This is a genomic window from Paenibacillus sp. S02 (assembly GCF_019454065.1).
Lineage (GTDB): Bacteria > Bacillota > Bacilli > Paenibacillales > Paenibacillaceae > Paenibacillus > Paenibacillus polymyxa_B.
Map to the genome: position 1 here is coordinate 1,591,847 of NZ_CP073682.1, position 21,816 is coordinate 1,613,662.

18 protein-coding genes are annotated in these 21,816 nt (G+C 45.8%); 10 read left to right on the top strand and 8 right to left on the bottom strand.

Annotation, left to right across the window (positions count from 1 at the left end; translation table 11 throughout):
• Positions 1-122 precede the first annotated feature (122 nt).
• The 4 genes from licT to KAI36_RS06925 all read left to right on the top strand — a co-directional run bounded on the left by licT (position 123) and on the right by KAI36_RS06925 (position 5,621).
• Positions 123-956: a BglG family transcription antiterminator LicT gene (gene licT / locus KAI36_RS06910; RefSeq protein ID WP_023987656.1), complete on the top strand. Its 834-nt coding sequence runs from the start codon at positions 123-125 to the stop codon at positions 954-956.
• Positions 957-1,126: 170 nt separating this feature from the next.
• The gene (locus KAI36_RS06915) at positions 1,127-3,031 is read left to right on the top strand and encodes a beta-glucoside-specific PTS transporter subunit IIABC (protein ID WP_220027343.1); all 1,905 of its coding nucleotides are present in this window, start codon (positions 1,127-1,129) and stop codon (positions 3,029-3,031) included.
• A 243-nt stretch (positions 3,032-3,274) separates the two neighbouring features.
• The gene (locus tag KAI36_RS06920; protein WP_025724316.1) at positions 3,275-4,672 is read left to right on the top strand and encodes an L-cystine transporter; all 1,398 of its coding nucleotides are present in this window, start codon (positions 3,275-3,277) and stop codon (positions 4,670-4,672) included.
• Positions 4,673-4,922: 250 nt separating this feature from the next.
• Positions 4,923-5,621, top strand: coding sequence for a queuosine precursor transporter (locus tag KAI36_RS06925; protein WP_023987659.1), 699 nt, complete (start codon positions 4,923-4,925; stop codon positions 5,619-5,621).
• 65 nt (positions 5,622-5,686) lie between these two features.
• Here KAI36_RS06925 and KAI36_RS06930 read toward each other — a convergent pair whose 3' ends face one another.
• Together KAI36_RS06930 and KAI36_RS06935 are read right to left on the bottom strand one after the other, a co-directional pair.
• A complete protein-coding gene (locus KAI36_RS06930; protein WP_220027344.1) occupies positions 5,687-6,775 on the bottom strand; it encodes a M24 family metallopeptidase in 1,089 nt (362 codons plus the stop codon).
• 72 nt (positions 6,776-6,847) lie between these two features.
• Positions 6,848-7,576 carry an MBL fold metallo-hydrolase gene (locus KAI36_RS06935; protein WP_220027345.1) on the bottom strand — a complete coding sequence of 243 codons (729 nt, stop codon included), beginning with the start codon at positions 7,574-7,576 and terminating at the stop codon, positions 6,848-6,850.
• 197 nt (positions 7,577-7,773) lie between these two features.
• Here KAI36_RS06935 and KAI36_RS06940 point away from each other — a divergent pair, with 197 nt between their 5' ends.
• Positions 7,774-8,286, top strand: coding sequence for a GNAT family N-acetyltransferase (locus KAI36_RS06940; RefSeq protein ID WP_013309317.1), 513 nt, complete (start codon positions 7,774-7,776; stop codon positions 8,284-8,286).
• Positions 8,287-8,407: 121 nt separating this feature from the next.
• Here KAI36_RS06940 and KAI36_RS06945 read toward each other — a convergent pair whose 3' ends face one another.
• The 3 genes from KAI36_RS06945 to KAI36_RS06955 form a co-directional block, all read right to left on the bottom strand.
• Positions 8,408-8,842, bottom strand: coding sequence for a threonine/serine exporter family protein (locus KAI36_RS06945; protein WP_013309318.1), 435 nt, complete (start codon positions 8,840-8,842; stop codon positions 8,408-8,410).
• 20 nt (positions 8,843-8,862) lie between these two features.
• On the bottom strand, positions 8,863-9,618 hold the full coding sequence (locus KAI36_RS06950; protein ID WP_220027346.1) for a threonine/serine exporter family protein: 756 nt from the start codon (positions 9,616-9,618) through the stop codon (positions 8,863-8,865).
• Between the two features lie 113 nt (positions 9,619-9,731).
• A complete protein-coding gene (locus KAI36_RS06955) occupies positions 9,732-10,586 on the bottom strand; it encodes a hypothetical protein (protein WP_220027347.1) in 855 nt (284 codons plus the stop codon).
• A gap of 359 nt (positions 10,587-10,945) precedes the next feature.
• Between KAI36_RS06955 and KAI36_RS06960 the strand changes: the two genes are divergently transcribed.
• Together KAI36_RS06960 and KAI36_RS06965 are read left to right on the top strand one after the other, a co-directional pair.
• Complete coding sequence (locus tag KAI36_RS06960) at positions 10,946-11,677, top strand: HAD family hydrolase (protein ID WP_220027348.1); 732 nt, start codon at positions 10,946-10,948, stop codon at positions 11,675-11,677.
• A 136-nt stretch (positions 11,678-11,813) separates the two neighbouring features.
• Positions 11,814-12,494, top strand: a complete 681-nt coding sequence (locus KAI36_RS06965) for a serine/threonine-protein kinase (RefSeq protein WP_220027349.1) — start codon at positions 11,814-11,816, stop codon at positions 12,492-12,494.
• 85 nt (positions 12,495-12,579) lie between these two features.
• Here KAI36_RS06965 and KAI36_RS06970 read toward each other — a convergent pair whose 3' ends face one another.
• Both KAI36_RS06970 and speD read right to left on the bottom strand, forming a co-directional pair.
• Entirely contained in the window at positions 12,580-13,998 is a 1,419-nt protein-coding gene (locus KAI36_RS06970; protein ID WP_023987698.1) for an NAD-dependent malic enzyme, read from the bottom strand.
• Positions 13,999-14,277: 279 nt separating this feature from the next.
• Positions 14,278-15,084 carry an adenosylmethionine decarboxylase gene (gene speD / locus KAI36_RS06975; RefSeq protein ID WP_220027350.1) on the bottom strand — a complete coding sequence of 269 codons (807 nt, stop codon included), beginning with the start codon at positions 15,082-15,084 and terminating at the stop codon, positions 14,278-14,280.
• Between the two features lie 572 nt (positions 15,085-15,656).
• Between speD and KAI36_RS06980 the strand changes: the two genes are divergently transcribed.
• The gene (locus KAI36_RS06980) at positions 15,657-16,505 is read left to right on the top strand and encodes a hypothetical protein (RefSeq protein WP_220027351.1); all 849 of its coding nucleotides are present in this window, start codon (positions 15,657-15,659) and stop codon (positions 16,503-16,505) included.
• Between the two features lie 85 nt (positions 16,506-16,590).
• Here the strand turns inward: KAI36_RS06980 and KAI36_RS06985 are convergent, their stop codons facing one another.
• Complete coding sequence (locus KAI36_RS06985) at positions 16,591-17,604, bottom strand: RluA family pseudouridine synthase (RefSeq protein ID WP_220027352.1); 1,014 nt, start codon at positions 17,602-17,604, stop codon at positions 16,591-16,593.
• A gap of 223 nt (positions 17,605-17,827) precedes the next feature.
• Here KAI36_RS06985 and recQ point away from each other — a divergent pair, with 223 nt between their 5' ends.
• Both recQ and KAI36_RS06995 read left to right on the top strand, forming a co-directional pair.
• Positions 17,828-19,726, top strand: a complete 1,899-nt coding sequence (recQ, locus tag KAI36_RS06990) for a DNA helicase RecQ (RefSeq protein WP_220027353.1) — start codon at positions 17,828-17,830, stop codon at positions 19,724-19,726.
• A gap of 54 nt (positions 19,727-19,780) precedes the next feature.
• The gene (locus KAI36_RS06995) at positions 19,781-21,649 is read left to right on the top strand and encodes a B12-binding domain-containing radical SAM protein (protein WP_220027354.1); all 1,869 of its coding nucleotides are present in this window, start codon (positions 19,781-19,783) and stop codon (positions 21,647-21,649) included.
• Positions 21,650-21,816: the final 167 nt, after the last annotated feature.

Here is a 21,816-nt window from a genome sequence, read left to right on the forward strand (position 1 = left end):
TATTCAAAACTGCACAATCGTGGATTGTTACTGAGCGTATCGGGCAAAACCATAAGCAGGCACTATGTGTCAGTTTTGGTATTGCCTTTTTTTTACTACTCCAAGCGGCTTAAGGTGATGGAATGAAGATAGCAAAGGTGCTGAATAATAACGTCGTAACGGTCATTGATGAACAGCAGAAAGAATTAGTCATTATGGGAAGAGGAATTGCCTTTAAAAAAAACACAGGCGATGAGATTGAAGAAGAGAAAATCGAGAAAATTTTCAAACTTGAAAGTACCGAGGTTTCCCGCAAACTCATGACCCTGATGTCTGATATCCCTATTGAATATGTTGAAATTTCTGATGAAATCATCCAATATGCCAAAACGATACTTGGTGTAGAGTTGCATGACAGCATCTATATTTCGCTGACGGATCATATCCATTTTGCCATAGAGCGTTATCGCTTGGGTATGGATATCAAAAATGCACTTTACTGGGAAATCAAGCGAATGTACCGCAAGGAATTCACGATTGGAACCAAAGCATTGCACATGATTCAGGACAAGCTGGGAGTTACACTTCCAGATGATGAAGGAGCATTTATCGCCTTACATTTAGTGAATGCACAGCTTAATAGCGAAATGCGCGAAACGATAACCCTGACTAACATTGTTAAGGATATCATAAATATTGTAAGTCGCTTTTTTGTAATGGATTTGGATGAAGAGTCGTTAAGCTATTACCGCTTTATTACACATCTCAAATTTTTTGCTCAACGGGTAATGAATGGGACCCCTGTACAAAATACAGATAATTCCCTTCATGATATGGTTAAGGTTCAGTATAAGAATGCTTACGCCTGCGCGGAAAAAATAAGAGATTATACGACTAAAATCTATGGACGAAGCTTGTCCCAGGATGAGATGTTGTATCTCACCATTCATATCGAGCGTATCATTAAAAATCAATGATTTTATGTATGATCAGGGATTTAGGATTGCTACTTCTAAACCAGAAGGCAAAACCTGAATGCTGAAAGAAGATTGGCTTTTTATAAAGCTGTCTGCTTTCTGTATTCAGGTTTTTTTATTGCCCATTTGCGCATTTTATTTTATACCTTAAAAGAAAAGAGGAACACCTCATGGATCGAAATCAATTATCCAAAGAGATACTTACACTAGTTGGTGGTGAAGAAAACGTAGAGCAGGTCATTCACTGCATGACTCGCTTGCGCTTCAACCTTCATGATGATAAGAAAGCTCAGAAAGAGCAGTTGCAGAAAACGGATGGCGTCATGGGAGTCATGGAGAGTGGCGGCCAGTTTCAGGTTATTATCGGTAATGATGTAGCTAACGTGTACAAATCGTTGGTGAGCAACATGTCCAAGGCTCCGCAAAGTGACTCAGGAGCAAGCACTGCATCTAAGAAAAAACAAAACCCGATCAGCAAACTGTTCGACTTTATTGCGGGTATGTTTACACCGATTTTGCCAGCGATCACCGGCGCAGGTATGATCAAAGGGATCATTGCTCTTTTAGTGGCCATGAACTGGATGTCCGATAAGAGCCAAACCTATACGATTTTAGCGGCAATAGGTGACGGTGCGTTCTACTTCCTGCCTATTATTCTGGCTGTCAGTGCTGCTAGAAAACTCGGCAGTAATATGTTTATTAGTGCGGCGATTGGTGCTTCCATTTTGCACCCGACGATTACAGCTTTACTGGCATCTAACGTGAAGGTTAGCTTTATTGGTCTTCCGGTGACAGCGGCCACGTATTCTTCGACCGTTATTCCAATCGTTATTGCGGTCTGGCTGGCATCTTATGTTGAAAAATTCATTGATAAGTATACACATGCATCACTGAAGTTGCTCGTTGTTCCGACATTGACTTTATTGATTATTGTACCTTTGACTTTGGTTGCTGTAGGGCCGCTCGGCTCCATTATTGGTAATGGCCTGTCAGGCGGTATCTCTTGGTTGTTTGAAAATACAGGTGCACTTGCAGGTCTGCTGCTAGGCGGTACCTTCTCCCTGATCATTATGACAGGTATGCACTATGCGTTGGTTCCTATTATGATTGGATCGATTGCAACGTTGGGCTTTGACTACATGATTCCAATTATGGGAGCAGCCAACTTGGCACAGGCTGGTGCTGCATTGGGTGTATTCTTAAAATCAAAAAATGCCAAAGTCAAAACAGTGGCTTTCTCGACGAGCTTGACAGCTATTATGGGTGTAACTGAGCCTGCAATGTATGGTGTGAATATGCGGTTTAAAAAACCATTTACTGCTGCGTTGATCGGCGGAGCCGTCGGCGGGGGCTTCATGAGCTTGTTTGGTACAAAAGCGTATGTCATGGGTGGATTGGTTGGTGTGCCTGGTCTGGCGATGTTTATTGGACCGACTTTCTTGTACGCAATCCTTGGTCTCATTATTGCATTTGTGGTTGCTACGATTGTTACCTATTTGATCGGCTTTACAGATGAAAAGAACGAAGAAGCACCACAAGCAACAACAGACGCTGCCGGAGACATCTCTACTGATGAAATAGCACAATCTGCTGTGTCCTCACTGCCGAAAGGTGAGAAAATCCCGGTATACAGCCCGATTATGGGTGAAGTTAAGCCGCTCAGTGAAGTCAATGACCCTGCATTTTCTCAAGAAATCATGGGTAGAGGTTGGGCTATTGAACCATCCGAAGGCCGGGTTGTTTCCCCAGTTGATGGTACAGTGTTCTCCATTTCCAAAAGTGGGCATGCTGTTGGATTGGTGAGTGATTCAGGACTTGAAATGCTCATTCACGTTGGGATGGATACGGTTAAACTAAAAGGACTTCATTTTACGCCTCATCTTAAAGCAGGAGATCGCGTGAAGGTAGGAGACCTCGTGCTGGAGTTTGATCTGGTGGAAATCCGCAAGGCTGGTTACGAAACGATAACGCCTGTTATTGTTACGAATGTAGCTCAGTTTAGCGAGTTGGAGTCCGCTGATAATCAGCATAAAGTGGTTAAGGAACAGGAACTGTTATACACAGTGATCGTCTAACGGCTGATAAAAATTTTACGCCTAAGTTGAATACATGTCGTTGTGTTCAGGACAAAAAACAGCAAGCCTTCGAAAGATGAAGGCTTGCTGTTTGGCGTTTTCGATAAAATCCAAAGTGGAAGTTGCCTAACTATTTTATTGTTAGAAAACCTACAAAAATAGTTGGTTTTGTGATATAGTAATCTTCGGATTGAAGGATCACCTTATAAAACATATTAAGTATAAGTTTGGAGGAAATAATACATGGATACCTTCTTTATTATTTTAAATGTAATCGTGCTGCTTTTGCTGCTAGGCGTATTGGTCTGGATGCAGAAAAAGCACATCTCCTTCACAAAAAGGGTATTTGCCGGACTTGGCTTCGGATTGATCTACGGGGCTGTTCTACAATATGCCTATGGGGCAGGCTCAGAGGTCATTACAAAATCAGTTGATTGGTTCAACCTCGCAGGTAATGGTTATGTCCGTTTGCTGCAAATGGTAGTTATTCCGCTTATCATGGTGTCGATTATTTCGGCTATTATGAATTTGAAGGGAAGACAGAACCTTGGTAAAATCAGCGTGTCCATTATTGCAGTACTACTGATTACAACGGCAATTGCTGCTTCAGTTAGTATTGTAACCAGCTTGTCGTTTGATCTAAAGGCAATTGAGATTCAAGGTGGGGAAAAGGAACAAGCACAGGGCTTGAAGATGGAAGAGCGCCTTGGAACAGTTCAGGACATGACCATTCCACAGCAGGTGCTGGAATTTATTCCTTCAAATCCTTTTGAGGATATGACGGGAGCACGTCGTACGTCGACGCTGGCGGTGGTCATTTTCTCGGCCTTTATCGGTGTGGCTGTGCTCGGATTGGATCGCAAAAAACCGGAACAGGCGCAAACCTTCCGTAAAGTGATCGATGCAGTGTACGCTGTAGTGATGCGGATTGTAACTCTGGTGCTGAGATTGACTCCTTACGGCATTTTAGCACTGATCACTAAAGTAGTAGCTACGACCAATCCAGATGAAATTTTGAAGCTAATCAAGTTTGTGCTCGCTTCTTATGTGGCTCTGTTGGTCATGTTTATCATTCATCTTATTTTGCTGGCCTTGTTCGGCTATAATCCGGTGACGTATGTGAAAAAGGTATTGCCTACACTGGTTTTTGCTTTTACTTCTCGTTCCAGTGCGGCGACCATTCCGTTAAATGTTGAAACACAAACGAAAAAGCTTGGTGTGTCCGACGGCATCGCGAATCTGTCTGCGACCTTGGGAGCGACAATTGGGCAAAACGGCTGTGCTGGTATTTATCCGGCAATGCTGGCGGTTATGATTGCTCCAACCGTGGGTATTGATCCAACGAGCTGGGATTTTATCCTCACGCTTATTCTGGTCGTTACGGTCAGCTCGTTCGGCGTGGCGGGTGTAGGCGGTGGTGCCACTTTCGCTTCCCTGATCGTGCTTTCCACCATGAATCTTCCAGTGGCATTGGCAGGATTGCTCATTTCAGTCGAACCGTTGATTGACATGGGACGCACAGCGTTAAATGTCAATGATTCTATTACCGCAGGTCTCATTTCAGGCAAGGTGCTCAAGGAGAACGATCAAGACGTGTTCAACAATCATGGCATGGATTTGGATGCAACGGCACACTCCTAAGTAAATGATAAACGAATGGTGTACGATGCATTCCCCTATCGCATCTGTAGCCTATATAACACACGTACAGAATGTACTCAATACAAAGAGCCGGCCATAAGGTCGGCTCTTTGTATTGAGTTTAGGACAGTGTAAATTATAGCTGTTCACGAATCCTAATCTATGATACATTAAAATAATGTTTTTCCGGCTTGCTTCGGATGAACCGCGGTTCGCAACCATCCCGCGCTATCAAAACTAGGAGGATTTCATGTTTAATCTGTTATGGGGGGCAGCTTTTGTCCTCGTCAATTTTATGTTCTTTTTGTTATGTTTTCGGTTGTTCGGTAAAAAAGGGCTGTACGCCTGGATTGGTGTTGCTACTGTACTAGCCAACATTCAGGTAACCAAAACGATTGATCTGGTCGGTATTACCACGACATTGGGAAATACGATGTATGTTTCTATGTATATGGCCAGTGACTTACTGAATGAAAAATATGGGCCTAAAGAGGCGCGTAAAGCTGTGTGGTTCGGCTTTTTCACTCTGATTATGACGACGATAACGATGCAAATGGTGCTGCAGTTCCAGCCTACTGCAACGGATTTTGCCCAGACACCGATGCAACAGCTGTTTGGATTGTTGCCAAGGCTTGCGCTTGCCAGCTTGACAGCCTATGCGGTCAGTCAATTGCTGGACGTGCGTCTGTACGCCTGGATTCGCAAGTTTTTTCCGGAACGTCATCAGCTCTGGATTCGCGGCAATGGCAGCACGATGATCAGCTCGTTTATAGATACGCTCATTTTCTGTACTATTGCCTTTTACGGTTATGCGTGGGGGATATGGCTCGAGATATTATTCACCACCTACATCTTAAAATTTGTACTGACCGCGGCGGGTACACCCATTTTGTACATCGCACGCAATTTCCGCTTTATAGAAGAGGAGGAGCAAACCCTCAAGCCATGATGGCTTGGGGTTGCCCCTCCTTTTTTCATACTTTTTACATACCGATATAATGAATAGCGATGATTTTATCCCAGCACTGTCAGTTCTTTTGGAAAAGAGGTGAGCACTTCAACACCATCAGAGGTGACCAAAACGTCATCTTCAATCCGCACACCGCCGAGGCCTGGCACATAGATACCGGGTTCGATTGTGAACACGAAGCCTTCATGAAGCAGATCGCTATTGCCTCCGTGTACAGATGGATATTCGTGAACACTCATGCCAAGGCCGTGTCCAACTCGATGGTTAAAGGCAGGACCATATCCAGCGGCTTCAACAACAGCCCGTGCTGCCTGATCCACGGATGCGCAGGAAACTCCCGGGCGAATGGCGGCAATTCCAGCTTCATTCGAGCGAAGAACCGTATTATAAATCGTTTCCAGCTCAGCCGATAGCTTTCCAAAAGCAAAAGTACGTGTAATATCCGAAGCATAGCCATCGGAGTATACGCCCATATCAAACATGAGCAGATCGCCATGCTGTAGCTTGCGGGTGCCTGGAACACCATGAGGCAAGGCTGTTTTGGGTCCAGACAGCACTGTTGTGTCAAAGGACGGGCCATCTGCGCCGATCTTCTTCATCTGGTATTCGATTTCTGCCACCAGCTCGACTTCCGTCACCCCTTCGCGCACATGAGTGAGACCGTGACGAAGAGCATCTTCTACCAAACGAGCTGCATGTTTCAGACGTTGTACTTCCTCAGGAGTTTTTCTCACACGCATTTCTTGAAGCACTGGACCTAGATCCACATATTGAGCCGCGCCAATGGCAGTATGTAGCTGTTCGTAACGGAGGACGGAGACGTGCTCCTTTTCCAGCGCGAATGCTTTCACACCGGTGCCTGTACGTTGACGTAACAGATCATATGGATTGTCCGTATCGGTGTGGGTGGATATACGAGTCACAGAAGAAACAGCTTGGGCGGCTTCTGCATCCAGGGCGGGTACGATCAGTTCTGGTTCTTGGTCCCGAAGCAACACCAGACCAAGAAAACGCTCATGTGGATCACTGGCAAAGCCCGTCAGATAGTAAATATGTTTAGGATCGGTCACAAGCAGGCCGTCCCAAGACTGTGACTTCAGTTCATCATACAGTCGGGTTATTTTCTCATTCATAAAGTCTCATTCCTTTCTGTCTATTTATTCATTATAGCTCTTCATACATAATTATTTATAGCATTGAATGACTTATTCTCTTTCCTGACATAATGTTTGCAGTCGTGCCTGTACATTCTGATCATAGTAACCACCATGGTAGCAGAGTACCTTCTCGACATCCAATACAGTTAATTTATCGAGGCTCTGCAGGGCCAGCGGCATATCCGGCGTAGCCGACTCTGCAGGACCGACCAGCTCACCCTCGACTACGCGCAACTCATCTACTGCCAAAAGCAGCTTTTGTGCGGGCACATACAAGCTAATATGCCCGGGCGTGTGGCCGGGTGTATGAATAATCTGGATTCCTCCACCATAGGGTAGATGCTCACCGTCATCAAGAATATGAGCAAAGCGCAAATCTGGCAGGCGGCGAATCATATCCTCTGCTTGCTGCCTGAACACAGTATCCATTTGTTTGATCCGTTCCGACGTCAGCTTCACAAACGGTCGCTCTCCTGTCATATAAGGAACGTCATCCTTATGGGCTAACAGGGCAGTATTCGGCAGCAAGTCCAGTAGTGCATGAACATTTCCGATATGGTCAATATCCTGATGTGTTAAAATAATTCTTTTCAGGCGGCTGATATCCTCACCCACATCTGAAATAGCCTTGCGTAATGGCTCCAATTGGCCGAGCATTCCCGTGTCAATCAGTGTAAGTCCATCCTCGTCCTTGAGCAGCACAGGATAAATGGTCGTTTTTCCAAAAAAAGATTCTATAGGTACTTTCAAAATCAAGAGTTGAGTTCCAATATTCATATTAAGCTGCTTCAGAATCCCTGACTCCGAAACATACCTCCCGTCTCATTGTGTTAAATCGCTTACCTCGTTTTTGTTTTTCTTCAAGCTCTATTATAAAACCCTTTGGGACTAATCCGCAAAACAACTCGATATGGCTGATCGGCCGCTTGTCTTGTACAATAAATAAATCACACAATAGGAGGCGGATACGAATAATGAATAAGGACCAATCTTTTTCCATTGAATTTGCGTGCAAAGAGGATCTTCCCGATATTGTGGACATTTATAATTCTACGGTCGCAGGACGAATGGTCACGGCAGATCTGGAACCGGTGACAGTGGAGAGCCGTATTCCATGGTTTGAGGCTCATCAGGAAAACCATCGACCTTTGTGGGTATTAAAACAAAAGGGTGCAATTGCCGGATGGGCCAGCCTTCAGTCCTTTTATGGGCGTCCAGCTTATAACGGTACAGCAGAAATTAGCATTTACGTCCATGAGGATTCTCGTGGAACAGGAACAGGAAGTCGACTGGTACAGCACTTGCTAAATGAATGTCCGAGACTGGGGATTACAACGTTGTTGGGATTTGTTTTTGGTCATAATGAGCCAAGTATTGGGCTGCTGCGGAAGTTTGGTTTTGAGCAATGGGGATACTACCCGCGTGTAGCTGTGCTCGACAGCATAGAGCGAGATTTAGCGATATTGGGTAAGCGAGTGGATGAATAACAGCTTATGACATATAAATATTCTTTGTAATGCGTACAGAAAAAGGCTGTTTCCAAAATCGTCTCAAACACTGCGGATGATTTTAGGAGCAGCCTCTTTTACTTTGCTATTTTCATCGCTTTTAGCGCTGTGGTTTAAAACGTATGCTGTGAAAAATTTGATTAAGCACCTCAGACAGCACCAAACCGACAGCAATAGCTCCTGCGATCATCAGCGTGCTCATGGCCAGCTCCAGTGCCTGAGGATAATGTTGTTGTACGAACTGGCGCATGGCATTATAGGCCATTCCCCCTGGAACGAGCGGAATCATGCCTGCCACACTGAAAATAATCACAGGCATTTTGTACAGCCGCGCAAAGCCTTGACTGACGATGCCGATGAGAATCGTTGCCAAAAGGCTGGCGCTCACAGGTCCCATGCTATCCGTGGTTGAATAATAGACAAGCCAGCCTAGCATACCAACAAAACCGCATTGCAGTAGTGAACGCCGGGGGGCATGGAAAAGTATGCCGAAAGCAGCGGTGGCAATAAAGCTTGTGAATAATTGTGCAAGCATAGACTTGAATCTCCTCCGAATCACATATAAGAAATGATAACCGCAACGCCAGCTCCAATGCCGAAAGACGTCAGGCAAGCATCGGCTCCCTTGGAAAGACCCGAAACAAGGTGCCCGGACATTAAATCACGGATGGCATTTGTAATTAACAAGCCTGGAACCAATGGCATGACAGAGCCAATAATAATTTTATCCATCATCTGTCCCCAGCCTACTATCGTTAATAGAGCCGCCAGCAAGCCGATTAGAAAAGATGCAGAAAACTCTGAGAAAAACTTAACCTTAACGAGCCTGTGAAAATACTGTACAGCTGCAAATCCGATACCTCCGCATAACACAGCTGCGGGGAAATCTCGCCAGACTCCACCAAACATGATCATAAAGCAACCACTGGCCAACGCAGCAGCCATCAGCTGTACACGGTTGGAATAGCGGAGGGGGCCACGTTCAATCTCCGAAAGCTCCTTGACGGCAGCGCGAGGAGACAACTCGCCTGTGCTGATTTTACGTGAAATGGAATTGACCTCTGTCACCTTGTGCAAATCGGTGGTCCGCTCTACGATGCGGATGAGCTTGGCAGGCTCCGAGTCATTAATGGCAAAAAAAATCCCAGTTGGTGTTACATAGCTATGGGACTGGGATATGCCATAGGCCGAAGCAATGCGGGACATCGTGTCTTCAACACGATAGGTTTCGGCTCCATTTTGCATCATCAGTTTGCCCGCCAACAGACAAACCTCAATGATTTCAGGAGTAGGATAGGAATGATTATTCATACTCGCTCTCTTTCATTCGTACCGGGCCGTTCGACCCTATTATTTTCATTTATTGTAGCACAAAAAGCCGCCTTTTCAGAGGCGGTTATGTTAGGCGGAAGCCAAGGATTTCGTCAAGATTCTATCATATCGGGAATAACGGTATAGTAGGACTCTTCCAGATATGTTGCGGCCTCAGACAGACCCATCAACTTAAGCTGTCCAGCTACAAAAGCACGAAGGGCAGAATGGGTGAACAAATGCCGTGTCTGGGCATCCCGAATAAAAGCCAGTCTGGCTTCACGCGAACCGTTGTGGAACAACTCACGCACAGCTTCGCCTTGTTGTTCCCAAAGGAAAGGCTCCGTTACGGTCAAGAGGGCACTCTCCATAGAAGAGTTATTCTTCGTAGAAGAAGATAACTGAATGCCCAACCCGTTTAGCGTAGGAGCCGCTTCATTATGCTTCCGTTCTGTTCGCAAGCTGTCGATATACGCAGCCATATCCTGAATCGGTTCGATACCAAAGCGTTCGCGAAAGCATTCGCGTACAAACGCGGTGCGTTCATCTACAATCTGAGGCAGTCGCTGACCTGCATGTCCAGAATAGTCTTCTCCACTGGCGTAGTATCGTTTTAATGAACTGTTCTCTGTATAAACAACGCTTAAAAAATCCTGCAAATGACGGGCAACCACCCACACACCCGTCCAATCGACGGGAGATACGCATACTATAGGGGCCTGTGAAAGGTCCTTTTGAAGACCAAAATCCGTTAAAAAGCCATAATGTATTCCGTCCACCCCTGCGTGGGCAAAAGGAATAACATCTGGTGGTGTAGCCATATATCGTGGCGCGCGGCCCTGCTCCATAATCAATCCCAAATCAAAACTCAGAGAATGCCGGTTCGCTTCGAGCTCTTTTTCAAATTCTATAAGTGCCTCAATCAAAGGTGTAGCTGATCCATAGGCTAGGTTAGAACCGGAATCCATTGTGTATGCCTCCCTTATCCAAGTACATCCGTAAAGCGTTCATCCCTAAAAGGTACGTGATTTTACACGAAATGTAAACCTGTATGACGAATATTTTCAAAAATGTGACCTTTTACCCGTGTGTTGTCAAATAAAACGCTTTCGGGCAAAGCAGGACAAGATACCTATGTTAGCTCGGTAGAGAAGTAAAGTGAGTTTGTGAAAATGCGGTCTTTTCAGTGTATGTTAGCAAACGTGAAGTGTGATTGCAGGATGCGCAGTCTGAAGGACAAGGTGCAACGTAACAGGCCAACGGGTATAATATCAGGACAAGGTGAAAAGGAGTGTCATCCGAAGATTTAACAGAAAGAAGTGGGCATATGAACTTGCAAAAGAAGGCTGTTTTTTTTGATGTAGATGATACGATGTACGATCATTTGCACCCTACACGCGATGCATTGCGTACAGTATTAGGATTGAGTGAGCGTTTTCCTTATGAGAAAGCCTACCATCGTATTCGCTATTACAGCGATGTACTATCGGCTAAAGGAGGACTATTGGAGGGGAAAGCAGGGCTGGATGAACTGGATGAGATGAGGGAAGGCCGTTTCATTCTGGCTTTACAAGAATTCGGGGTAGAAATTACCCGTGAGCAGGCAGTACATGTTCAACAAGAATACTTGGATCGTCAGTACCGAATTGAGCCTTTTGAGGGGGCGACCTCGTTAATAAATGATTTGAGCTCGGCTGGCTTTTTAGTTGGATTAATTACAAACGGTCTTGAAGAACACCAGATGAGCAAGATCAAGGCCATGGCACTGGAGAATCATGTTGCAGCAGAGCATATCTTTGTATCTGGGACCGTTGGTTATGCCAAGCCTGACCCGCGCATTTTTGAAGTGGTGAACGAACGGACAGGAACGTTAGCAGAGCACTGCTGCTATATTGGGGATTCCTGGCGTAATGACGTGGCGGGAGCTATAGCTGCGAATTGGCAGGTGATCTGGTTCAATCACAGGAACGCTCCCCCGGAGACTGACGTGCTGGGGATCTATAAAACAACAGCAAGCTATGCAGAGTTAAGAAGGCTGCTTCTGCCGGACGCTCGATAGACACGGTACATACCGTATTTATAAAAGAATCAACCTATTTTGAAGCCATTCCAAAAGATAACCCGTAATACTATTTATCTGTTATAGAACTAACTTTATTGGTATTGGTTTAGAACAGAGAAGGAGGGGATCGCGCATGGTAGAACAATGGAGGCAGGCAGAAGACATCATAAGTCAAGTGACCGTATACAGTACGGAGGATAATGATCCGGTTACCATTAAAACAGACACTCAAGACGTCCGCTGTATTGGCATCGGGACAGATGCGGCCGTATTTACGCTCGATACGTTGCCAGGCTACGCGTTCAAGGTGTACTCAGACATGGCGATCGAGAAGAAAGATGCGGAGGCCGACGTATATGAGCGTTTGCGAGGGTCTGACTTTTTTCCTCATTATTACGGAAAAGGCGACAAGTATATTGTCATAAGTTATGAATCCGGTATTACGCTGCTGGATTGTCTGCTGCAAGGAATTCCTGTGCCAGAGCAGGTCATTCTGGATGTGGAAAAGGCGAGGGAATTTGTCCGATCCAAGGGGCTGAATCCCCGTGATATTCACCTCAAGAATGTACTCATGCAAGACGGGCGTGCCAAGGTATTGGACGTATCTGAATACGTGAAGGAAGGCGATGACAAGCGCTGGGAGCATTTGGTGTGGGCGTATCATACGTTTTATTCCGGTATCTCGGAGGTTAAGGTTCCCTCATGGATTTTGGATACGATTAAAAAATGGTACTACAAGCTGGACAACTCCAACTTTAATCTGGAGGAGTTTGCCCAGCGTGCCAGTCAATTGTTCTCTAAATGGAGGTCATAACCGCTGTAAAGATAACGGATATGAAGACTGACCTTTCCATAGCAAAAAGGATTGCACCCGCATTTAAGGGAGCAATCCTTTTCTTTTATCTGAAATCCCGAGGCACTCTTCTGGCTGTACCGCTCGCAATCGCGGCTTGAATCACCTTTTCACGCACCCGTTGAACCGCACTCTCGTTAAATACACCAGGGATAATATACAGCTTGTTTAGTTCTTCAGGACGGATCGTGCCTGCGATGGCCTCTGCGGCCGCCAGCTTCATCTCTTCGTTGATTTCACGGGCACGGCAGTCGAGCGCCGCTCGAAAGATGCCAGGGAAACAAAGCACATTGTTAATTTGGTTAGGATAGTCCGAACGTCCGGTGGCGATGACACCCGCAATGTCCTCGACGTCTTCTGGCGCAATTTCGGGAACCGGGTTAGCCATAGTGAACAGCACCGGGGCTTCTTTCATACGTTTCACGTCTTCTCGTTGCAGTAGTCCACCCGCCGACAGTCCGATAAACACGTCAGCATCCTTCAGAACCTCGGACAGCGTGCCGGACAGCCGTTCAGGGTTGGTATGCTGCGCATACCAGTTCCACATCGGATGCTCGTATGTTTCATCGGCTGTAAGCGCTCCGTGACGATCTACGCCAATGATGTTGACTGCTCCTGCAGATAGCAAAATTTTCGTACAGGCCACACCCGCAGCCCCGATACCACAGACGACAATTTTGACGTCAGACAGGGCTTTGCCGACAACCTTGAGCGCATTGATCAGTCCTGCGTATAAAACGACAGCTGTGCCGTGCTGATCGTCATGAAAAACAGGTATGTCCAGCTCTTTACGTAACCGCTGTTCAATCTCAAAGCATCGTGGTGACGAAATATCCTCTAGATTAATGCCGCCAAAAGCTGGGGCCATTTGTTTAATGGCCTTAATGATCTCTTCGGTGTCCTGCGTATCCAGACAGATTGGAAAGGCATCGACGGAGCCGAGCTGCTTGAACAGCATGGCTTTGCCTTCCATAACCGGCATGGCTGCATAGGGACCGATGTTACCTAGTCCGAGGACAGCGCTTCCGTCAGAGACGACAGCGACCGTGTTGCGCTTGATCGTCAAACGGAAAGCTTTGTCCGGTTCCTCATGAATTGCCATGCACACGCGTGCCACATCGGGGGTATATACCCGGGATAAGTCATCGCGGTTTTGAATTGGGACTTTGGGCTGCATTTCAATTTTGCCCCCGAGGTGTAATAGGAAGGTACGATCAGAGATGGATAATACCTTAACACCTTGTGCTTTTTTAATCCGAGCAATCATTCGGTCGATTTCTGCTGGATCGGCAATGGTCACTGTAATATCCCTCACAGTGACCTTCTCAGAGGTGCTAATGACGTCAATGGCAATCACATCTCCGCCATGTTCGTTTACCAGCGTAATCAATTGACCAAATTGGATGTGTCCGGTGGAAATTTCCAATCGCAAAATGATGTTTTTACCGCCAATACCGCCTTGCATACAAATTCCTCCTTTGTCTTCCATAACAAAATCATACGTAGGATCAATTGATTGCGCTTACAATAAGAAGCGGATGTAAAATCTATGCTGATATTTTAAATTAGTGGTTTCTTCCCCTATCATAGTGAACAATCTCTCGCTTGTACAGATCAAGTTGAGTAATATCTATTATTTTGTATTTTGTATTTAAAAAAGGACGAAAGCCCGGCTATATTCCAGTCCAAGCGATCATCCTTTTTTCAATGAAATGATCTATTTTATTTTTACGCATTCAATCGGTTACGTCATATTTTTACCGTAGTAAATTTCGTCCATTTCGATCTTGAGACGTGTTGATATATTTTGTTGCTCTTTTTCACTCAGACTTTCCTTGGTGTAGCCGAACAGGTAATTGTCCAGATCGAATTGTTTTAGCTTACATTTGGTATGGAAAATATTTTCCTGATACACATTCACGTCGATCATGTCATACTGACTGCGCACTTCTTCTGGAATATAGTTTTGAATGGAGGCGATATCATGGTCGATGAAAAGCTTATGTCCATTCGTATCACGTGTGAAGCCGCGTACCCGGTAATCAATCGTCATAATGTCGGTGTCGAAAGAATGAGTCAAATAGTGGAGTGCCTTGAGCGGGGAGATTTCCCCACAGGTAGAGACATCAATATCAGCTCGAAACGTACTGATCCCCTCGTCTGGATGATATTCCGGGTAGGTGTGAACCGTAATGTGGCTTTTATCCAGCTGTATCACGACAGATTCAGGTAGGGGGCCTGGTGACTCGGCATAAGATTCAGTCGGTACCTCCACAATGGGGCCTTCTGATATAAGTACTGTTACGCTGGCTCCTTGAGGAACATAATCCTGCTGGGCTACGTTGAGCACGTGGGCGCCGATAATGTCAGATACATTTTTTAAAATAGCTGTCAGCCGATCTGAGTTGTATTGTTCATCAATATATTCAATATACGCCTCGCGTTCTTCTTTGGTTTTGGTGTAACAAATATCGTACATGTTGAAGCTTAATGATTTGGTCAAATTGTTAAATCCGTGCAGGGTAATCCGCTGTTCCGGTGTTATGGTCATAGGCTATTTCCCCTTATAATCGCAGTATTCATACATAATATTCCCAACACGCCTTTTCATATACCGATTCATAAAATCAGTTCTGTGGCTGTTAGATTAAAGGCTTGAACAAGTATGTCTTACCCGTTTGGCATAATTAAAAACAGGCAGGGGAGCGGCTTTGTTTTTACATGTATGGAAATTTTAACGTATATATACTTTATTTCTTACTCAGCAATTTTTAAGTAACAGGACTTATAATATGAACTATGTATACGAAGAAGGAACTGAATGGACAGAGGACTCGTAGTAAAACATAAGAATCGGGTTAGTAATTCATTAATTTAATGTGTGTCACCTTCACAATGCAGAAAGCTTAACCGAATATGATTATAGACCCGAAAAAATAGTGATTTTGTATATTGCGTAAATCGAGAAAAGCAACTTCAGCTAATAATATGCGTATAATAAAATAAACGTAAGAAGCTGAGAATTATGAAGTTAAAATGAATTTTGTTAGCAAAATTTAATTTAAAACCGATCCCATGTTACTGTAAGAAAAACGGTGGAAAAACGGTGGAAGGAGTATCAAGATGCTGGCTTTGTCCGATCCGGCCTGGACTCTGCTCCAAGGCCCCTACGGTTCTTCTCAATACGTCCCAGAAATGTTGAAGCAGCTCCAAGCCGGATATGACGGCGAAATGGCTGACACCTTGTATTGGGAGGAACTGTATCACCAAAATACGTTGTATACTTGTACATTTGCAGCTGTACCTTATCTTGTGGACATTGCGTTAAAAAGTTCTGATATAGGGATTCGTGCAGATATATATAACATTTGCGGAATATTCGAAGCGAAGAATAACAATCCCCTACATACCAAAGTTCCATTGGAATTTACAAGGGATCAGGTAAAAGTGGATTCTAGTCTGGCTGAATATATTTATGAGCAATATCGGTGTGCCATTGTCCGACTTGCAGAATTGACTGAAGAAATGGTGCTCTATGCGAAAGAGCACGAAGGAGATGTCGGTAAACGCTATGTTCTGGCTGCGGGTGCCGCTTTTCAGGGTTATCGCTGCGTAGCTTATATGCTACAAAGCTTCGATACAGGTGACGAATATACGCTGGATTGTCCGCATTGCGGTACCCCGCTCTATATTTGGCCTGATGAACAGAATGACACCCTGGTTGTCTATGATAAGGATCCTGTAAATTCAGACAATCTGGTTCCCCATCCGATCTGCCCCCGTTCATTGGACCATAGAGGTGCTAATATGCAGTGGTTACACGAATATGCCCAAAAAATTGAAGAGAACAAGCTGCTTGCCCAGTTACCCTATTTAAACGGTTGGGTAGATTGTCCAGTGTGTAATACGCCCATATATATATGGGATGAGTTGATGAAAATGGCTGATGGTGTTCGGAGGTATACCGCTTAATCAATCAAAAAAGGGTGCTGTCTTCTACAGCCCCCTCATTTCCTCTTATATTTTTCCATCTAATCTCCGTATGCTTTGCCCAATTCTACTCCCGAAACGGATTCAAAAAGGTTTTAGGAATGTCGGATTCAAAACGCAGCAATACTCCGGTGACGGGATGAATAAATGACAATACCCTCGCATGTAGGCCAAGGCGCCCAATCGACTTGGATTTGGAACCGTATTTTTTATCTCCAACAATTGGATGACCGATATCCTCCATATGTACGCGGATTTGATTTTTGCGTCCGGTTTCCAAACGTACTTCCAGCAAAGAAAAATGCCGATTGGCTTGAAGCAGCTTGTAATGAGTGACTGCGTGCTGTCCGTCATTCGGATAAGGACTGGAATACATTTTTAGCGTCTTGCTTTCTTTCAGCCATGAGGTGATTGTACCCTCAGCTTTTTTAACCTGTCCTTCGACAAGAGCAATGTATGTTCGTTCATACACAACTTCCTTCCACGCTTTTTGCATTTCCTGCTGTATGGCTTCGCTTTTTGCAAACATCATCACTCCTGATGTATCACGATCCAAACGATGCAGTACAAAAATACGATTGTACGGATGTTCGCGCCTCACATGGGCCGTAAGCTGGCGATAGGCTGTTACTTCCTGCTCCTGCGCTGAAGCCACGGACAGCAACCCGGCATCCTTATGGATAACGATAATGGCTTCATCCTCATGCAAGATACGTAGCCCAGTCAGTGGTACGACGGGAGTTACTTTTTCCTTGGAAAGAGCGACAGTCTGACCTTGCTCCAGTGGAAAATTGTGCACGGTACGCGGAATGCCGTTGACAGACACCTGCCCACGAGCCAGTGCTGATTTAATGGAGTTACGACCCATGCCAGTCACATGCTCTACTAAAAAGCTCAATAGCTCAGCAGGCTCCTGGACGATGTATGTTTTGGCAGGGGCTTTATCAAAAGCATTCGTTCTCCGTTGAGCTTCCTGTCTATGGGAGCCAGATCTTCCGGCAGGTTTATGACTGCGTTTGGAATGGCTTGCGTTTGACGTAGATTTTGTATGATTTTTCCGTTGGGGTTTCCGATTGTTCATGGGTTCTTTCTCCTTCTTGGAACCGTGTCTCTTCATAATTATGGACAAATTTGCGGCACCGTGTTCACTATATCATGAGAAAACAGCGAACGCCATAAGGGACTAAACCAGATTGGCAGTCTTCTAGCGGTTGAACATTACCCTGAACCCCGGTAAACTAAAGGTAACGAAAGAAAAGCCGATATGCGTCAAGGACGCTAGAAATATGAGGAGTTTTGAAACTATGAGTGTACAAGCACCAACATTGGAACGGGCGCAGGACTTGCTGCAAAAATTTTATGGCTATCCCGATTTCCGGGAGGGACAAAAGAAAATTGTGGCCAGTATGCTGGAGGGCAACGATACGTTGGGCATCATGCCGACAGGGGGCGGAAAATCGATATGCTACCAGATCCCCGCGTTGTTGCATGAGGGGCTGACCATTGTTGTGTCACCGCTCATCTCGCTGATGAAAGACCAGGTGGATGCGCTGACCACAATGGGGATTGCTGCTGCCTACATCAATAGTACGTTGAGTGGTCGAGAAGTGAATGACCGCATACGAGCCGCACGAAATGGTGACTTGAAGTTGCTGTATGTCGCACCGGAACGACTGGAACTGGACTGGTTTCGCGATGAAATGGCTCAGTTGCCAATTTCCTGCGTTGCGGTAGATGAGGCGCACTGCGTATCCCAGTGGGGCCATGATTTCCGTACCAGCTATCTGGCTGTGGCTCCATTCGTGGACGGGCTGTATGAACGCCCAATCGTGGCGGCGTTTACGGCAACGGCGACACCGCAGGTCATGGATGACATCGTGCGCCTGCTTCGTCTGCGCTCACCGGAGACGTTCGTTACAGGCCTTGGACGGCCAAATTTGGCGTTCAGTGTGCTGCGCGGGGAAGACAAACGCAGCTTTTTACTGAATTATGCCCGTGAGCATGAGGGTGAATCGGGCATTATTTATGCGGCGACACGTAAGGACGTGGACGATTTGTACCAACGGTTGCGTGACGCAGGCATGGCGGCTGGACGCTATCATGCCGGGATGACAGATCAGGAACGTGCAGATAGCCAGGAAGGGTTTTTGTACGACGATATCCGTGTCATTGTAGCAACCAATGCCTTCGGCATGGGGATAGATAAATCGAACGTACGCTATGTCATTCACTACAACATGCCTAAAAATATGGAGGCTTATGTGCAAGAGGCGGGACGCGCAGGACGTGATGGCGACCCGAGTCAATGTATTTTGCTGTTCGGACCGCAAGATATTGTGACGCAGAAGTTCCTGATTGAGCAAAATCCACAGGATGAAGACCGCAAGCGCAACGACTACCGCAAGCTCCAGCAGATGGTTGATTATTGCTACACGACTCGTTGCCTACGTACGGCACAGCTTGAGTATTTCGGAGAAGCGGAAGAGCATGAAGCTTGCGGTATATGTAGTTCATGTACAGATGAGCGGGAACTGGTTGATATGACCATAGATGCGCAAAAGATTTTTTCGTGCATTCATCGCATGCGGGAACGTTATGGGGTCTCGATGGTCGCCTCGGTGTTGAAAGGCTCGCGTAACAAAAAAGTGCTGCAGTATGGTTTTGACAGCCTGCCAACCTATGGCGTGATGGGCAACCGGACGGAAAAAGAAATTGCTGAAATTATCAATGTTCTTGTTTCGGAAGGCTATCTGATGTTGTCCGAGGGGCAATATCCGGTCGTACGCTTGCAGCAGCTTGCGGCTGAAGTGCTGAAAGGCCAGCGAGAAGTTATGCAGCGTGTGGTGCGACATGCCACGGCTTTTGCAGGTGGAGCAGGTTCACGCGGACGACAGGGACGCGATGCATACCCGGCTGCAGTCAACGAAACCGTGTTCGAGCAATTGCGCCTGATCCGCCGCGATCTGGCCGCCCAGGAGCATGTACCGTCTTATATCATTTTCAATGATGCGACGCTGCGTGAGATGAGCGTAGCGAGCCCGCAATCCGAGGCAGACATGTTGCGGATCAAGGGTGTCGGAGAAGTGAAGTTCCGCAAGTACGGCAAGCCGTTTCTTGATTTTTTTCAAAATCAAGGGAATATCGGGGGAAGGGTAAGTGAGGACGAGATTTATGCAGACGATGTGTACGAGGATTTTGAATAGCTATGCTAAGGTAAGGATAGAACAGTTCATGCAAACTATAGAAGGTTGTGACCTATGAAAGTCATTTTATCAACGTTAAATGCAAAATATATTCATACCTCGCTGGCAATTCGATGCCTGAAAGCCTACAGTGAAAAGGACTTTGATATCGAGCTGGCGGAGTACACGATTAAGGACCCGGTGATGAACATCGTATCCGACTTGTTTCAACGCGGGGCAGATGTTATCGGCTTTTCCTGTTATATTTGGAACATTGAAGAGACGATTAAAGTCATTGATGTGTTGAAAAAGATTATGCCTGAGGTCAAAATTGTTCTGGGTGGCCCGGAGGTATCCTACGATACGGATCACTGGATGAAGCGCTTGGCGAATGTGGATTTTATCGTGGTTGGTGAAGGAGAGGAAACATTCCATCAACTGCTGCAGGAGCTGGAAGGGGATCGCAAGTTCCATTTTGTGTATGGACTGGCTTACCGTAAGGGAGAAGAGGTCATTCAGATGCCCGGTCGCCCGAAAGCGGACTTGAACGAGCTGCCGTCGCCCTATCGTTTTGCAGAAGATATACCGGAACTTGGGAAACGGGTTGTTTATTTTGAAACGAGCCGAGGCTGTCCGTTCAGCTGCCAGTTTTGTCTGTCCAGCATCGAAGTTGGGGTGCGCTATTACGATATCGAGCGTACAAAGTCGGATATTCTGTACCTGATCGACAATGGAGCCAACCTAATCAAGTTTGTGGATCGGACGTTTAATATTAAACGCGATTATGCACTGGAAATGTTCAAATTTTTGATTGAAAATCACCGTGGCTGTGTCTTCCAGTTTGAGATTACGGCAGATATTATGCGTCCTGAGGTATTGGATTATTTGGCGGAAAACGCGCCGCCGGGCGTATTTCGTTTTGAAATCGGCGTCCAATCAACGAATGATCCTACTAATGAGTTGGTTAAGCGTCGCCAGAACTTTACCAAACTTTCCCGTACTGTTACAAAGGTCAAACAAAGCGGTAAAATCGACCAGCATTTGGATTTGATCGCTGGATTGCCTTTGGAGGACTACAACACATTCCGTAAAACGTTTAATGACGTTTTTGCGCTCGGTCCGGAAGAGCTTCAACTTGGCTTCCTCAAAATGCTGCGTGGCACCGGACTGCGTATCGACGCGGACAAGTATAACTATACGTATATGGATGTTGCGCCGTATGAAATGCTGAGCAATGACGTCCTTTCCTTTGCCGATATCGTCCGGCTCAAGCGCTTGGAAGATGTATTGGAGAAATACTGGAACTCTCATCGTATGGATCATACAGTCAACTATCTGATTGAGCGTGAATTCTCGTCCGCTTTTGATTTCTTTCAGGAATTCGGAGACTACTGGGAAGGACAGGGCTGGCAAAAAATTGGACATCAGCTCGAAGATTTGTTCACGCGTCTCCAGTCCTTCTTGGAATCGCGTGGAACAAAGCGAATGGATATGGTGCTTGGACTGATGAAGCTTGATTATTTCCTGAACCATAAATACAAGCCGCGTAAAATCTGGTGGGAGCATACCTTGGAGAAGGACGATTGGTCCAGCTACATGAAAATGATTCTCCAGCACCCGGACGCGCTGTTGTCACCTGCGGTTGCAGATTTAGTGGCAGATGCGAGCAAGGAGAGTACAGGTGAGGCGAATGTAGGCAATCAACAGCCTCAGCCATACCGCGAGATTATTCCAGCCTTTGCTTCATTGAAGCTGAGCGAAAAGGAACTGCAAAAGCACGCTGTGCTGGATGTACTGCCGTTTAGTCTGGATCATATCCTGAGTGGGGGAAGCCCGTTGACAGCCGAAGGCCGCACGCTGTTGCTTGTAGTCTATCAGCAAAATGGACAGCAAAAACCGCTCTACTACACCATGCCGATCGGCAAAAATATCGTCGCCATTTAAATATAAACGCCAGAGGGCATCGACTTTGATAAACCAAGAGTCGGTGTCTTCTTTTGTTTTATAAAAAATAAGTGGTCACTCCAAATTTTACATTCGTGTAATCTATTGCTTTACGATGCTTTACAAAGCAGATATATGATTACTTTATCATATATGAATATCAAATT

What these genes read in the sequence shown, in the direction of transcription:
- licT (WP_023987656.1), top strand. Translation starts at nt 123, where the DNA reads ATGAAGATAGCAAAGGTGCTGAATAATAACGTCGTAACGGTCATTGAT.
- KAI36_RS06915 (WP_220027343.1), top strand. Translation starts at nt 1,127, where the DNA reads ATGGATCGAAATCAATTATCCAAAGAGATACTTACACTAGTTGGTGGT.
- KAI36_RS06920 (WP_025724316.1), top strand. Translation starts at nt 3,275, where the DNA reads ATGGATACCTTCTTTATTATTTTAAATGTAATCGTGCTGCTTTTGCTG.
- KAI36_RS06925 (WP_023987659.1), top strand. Translation starts at nt 4,923, where the DNA reads ATGTTTAATCTGTTATGGGGGGCAGCTTTTGTCCTCGTCAATTTTATG.
- KAI36_RS06930 (WP_220027344.1), bottom strand. Translation starts at nt 6,775, where the DNA reads ATGAATGAGAAAATAACCCGACTGTATGATGAACTGAAGTCACAGTCT.
- KAI36_RS06935 (WP_220027345.1), bottom strand. Translation starts at nt 7,576, where the DNA reads ATGAATATTGGAACTCAACTCTTGATTTTGAAAGTACCTATAGAATCT.
- KAI36_RS06940 (WP_013309317.1), top strand. Translation starts at nt 7,774, where the DNA reads ATGAATAAGGACCAATCTTTTTCCATTGAATTTGCGTGCAAAGAGGAT.
- KAI36_RS06945 (WP_013309318.1), bottom strand. Translation starts at nt 8,842, where the DNA reads ATGCTTGCACAATTATTCACAAGCTTTATTGCCACCGCTGCTTTCGGC.
- KAI36_RS06950 (WP_220027346.1), bottom strand. Translation starts at nt 9,618, where the DNA reads ATGAATAATCATTCCTATCCTACTCCTGAAATCATTGAGGTTTGTCTG.
- KAI36_RS06955 (WP_220027347.1), bottom strand. Translation starts at nt 10,586, where the DNA reads ATGGATTCCGGTTCTAACCTAGCCTATGGATCAGCTACACCTTTGATT.
- KAI36_RS06960 (WP_220027348.1), top strand. Translation starts at nt 10,946, where the DNA reads ATGAACTTGCAAAAGAAGGCTGTTTTTTTTGATGTAGATGATACGATG.
- KAI36_RS06965 (WP_220027349.1), top strand. Translation starts at nt 11,814, where the DNA reads ATGGTAGAACAATGGAGGCAGGCAGAAGACATCATAAGTCAAGTGACC.
- KAI36_RS06970 (WP_023987698.1), bottom strand. Translation starts at nt 13,998, where the DNA reads ATGCAAGGCGGTATTGGCGGTAAAAACATCATTTTGCGATTGGAAATT.
- speD (WP_220027350.1), bottom strand. Translation starts at nt 15,084, where the DNA reads ATGACCATAACACCGGAACAGCGGATTACCCTGCACGGATTTAACAAT.
- KAI36_RS06980 (WP_220027351.1), top strand. Translation starts at nt 15,657, where the DNA reads ATGCTGGCTTTGTCCGATCCGGCCTGGACTCTGCTCCAAGGCCCCTAC.
- KAI36_RS06985 (WP_220027352.1), bottom strand. Translation starts at nt 17,604, where the DNA reads ATGAACAATCGGAAACCCCAACGGAAAAATCATACAAAATCTACGTCA.
- recQ (WP_220027353.1), top strand. Translation starts at nt 17,828, where the DNA reads ATGAGTGTACAAGCACCAACATTGGAACGGGCGCAGGACTTGCTGCAA.
- KAI36_RS06995 (WP_220027354.1), top strand. Translation starts at nt 19,781, where the DNA reads ATGAAAGTCATTTTATCAACGTTAAATGCAAAATATATTCATACCTCG.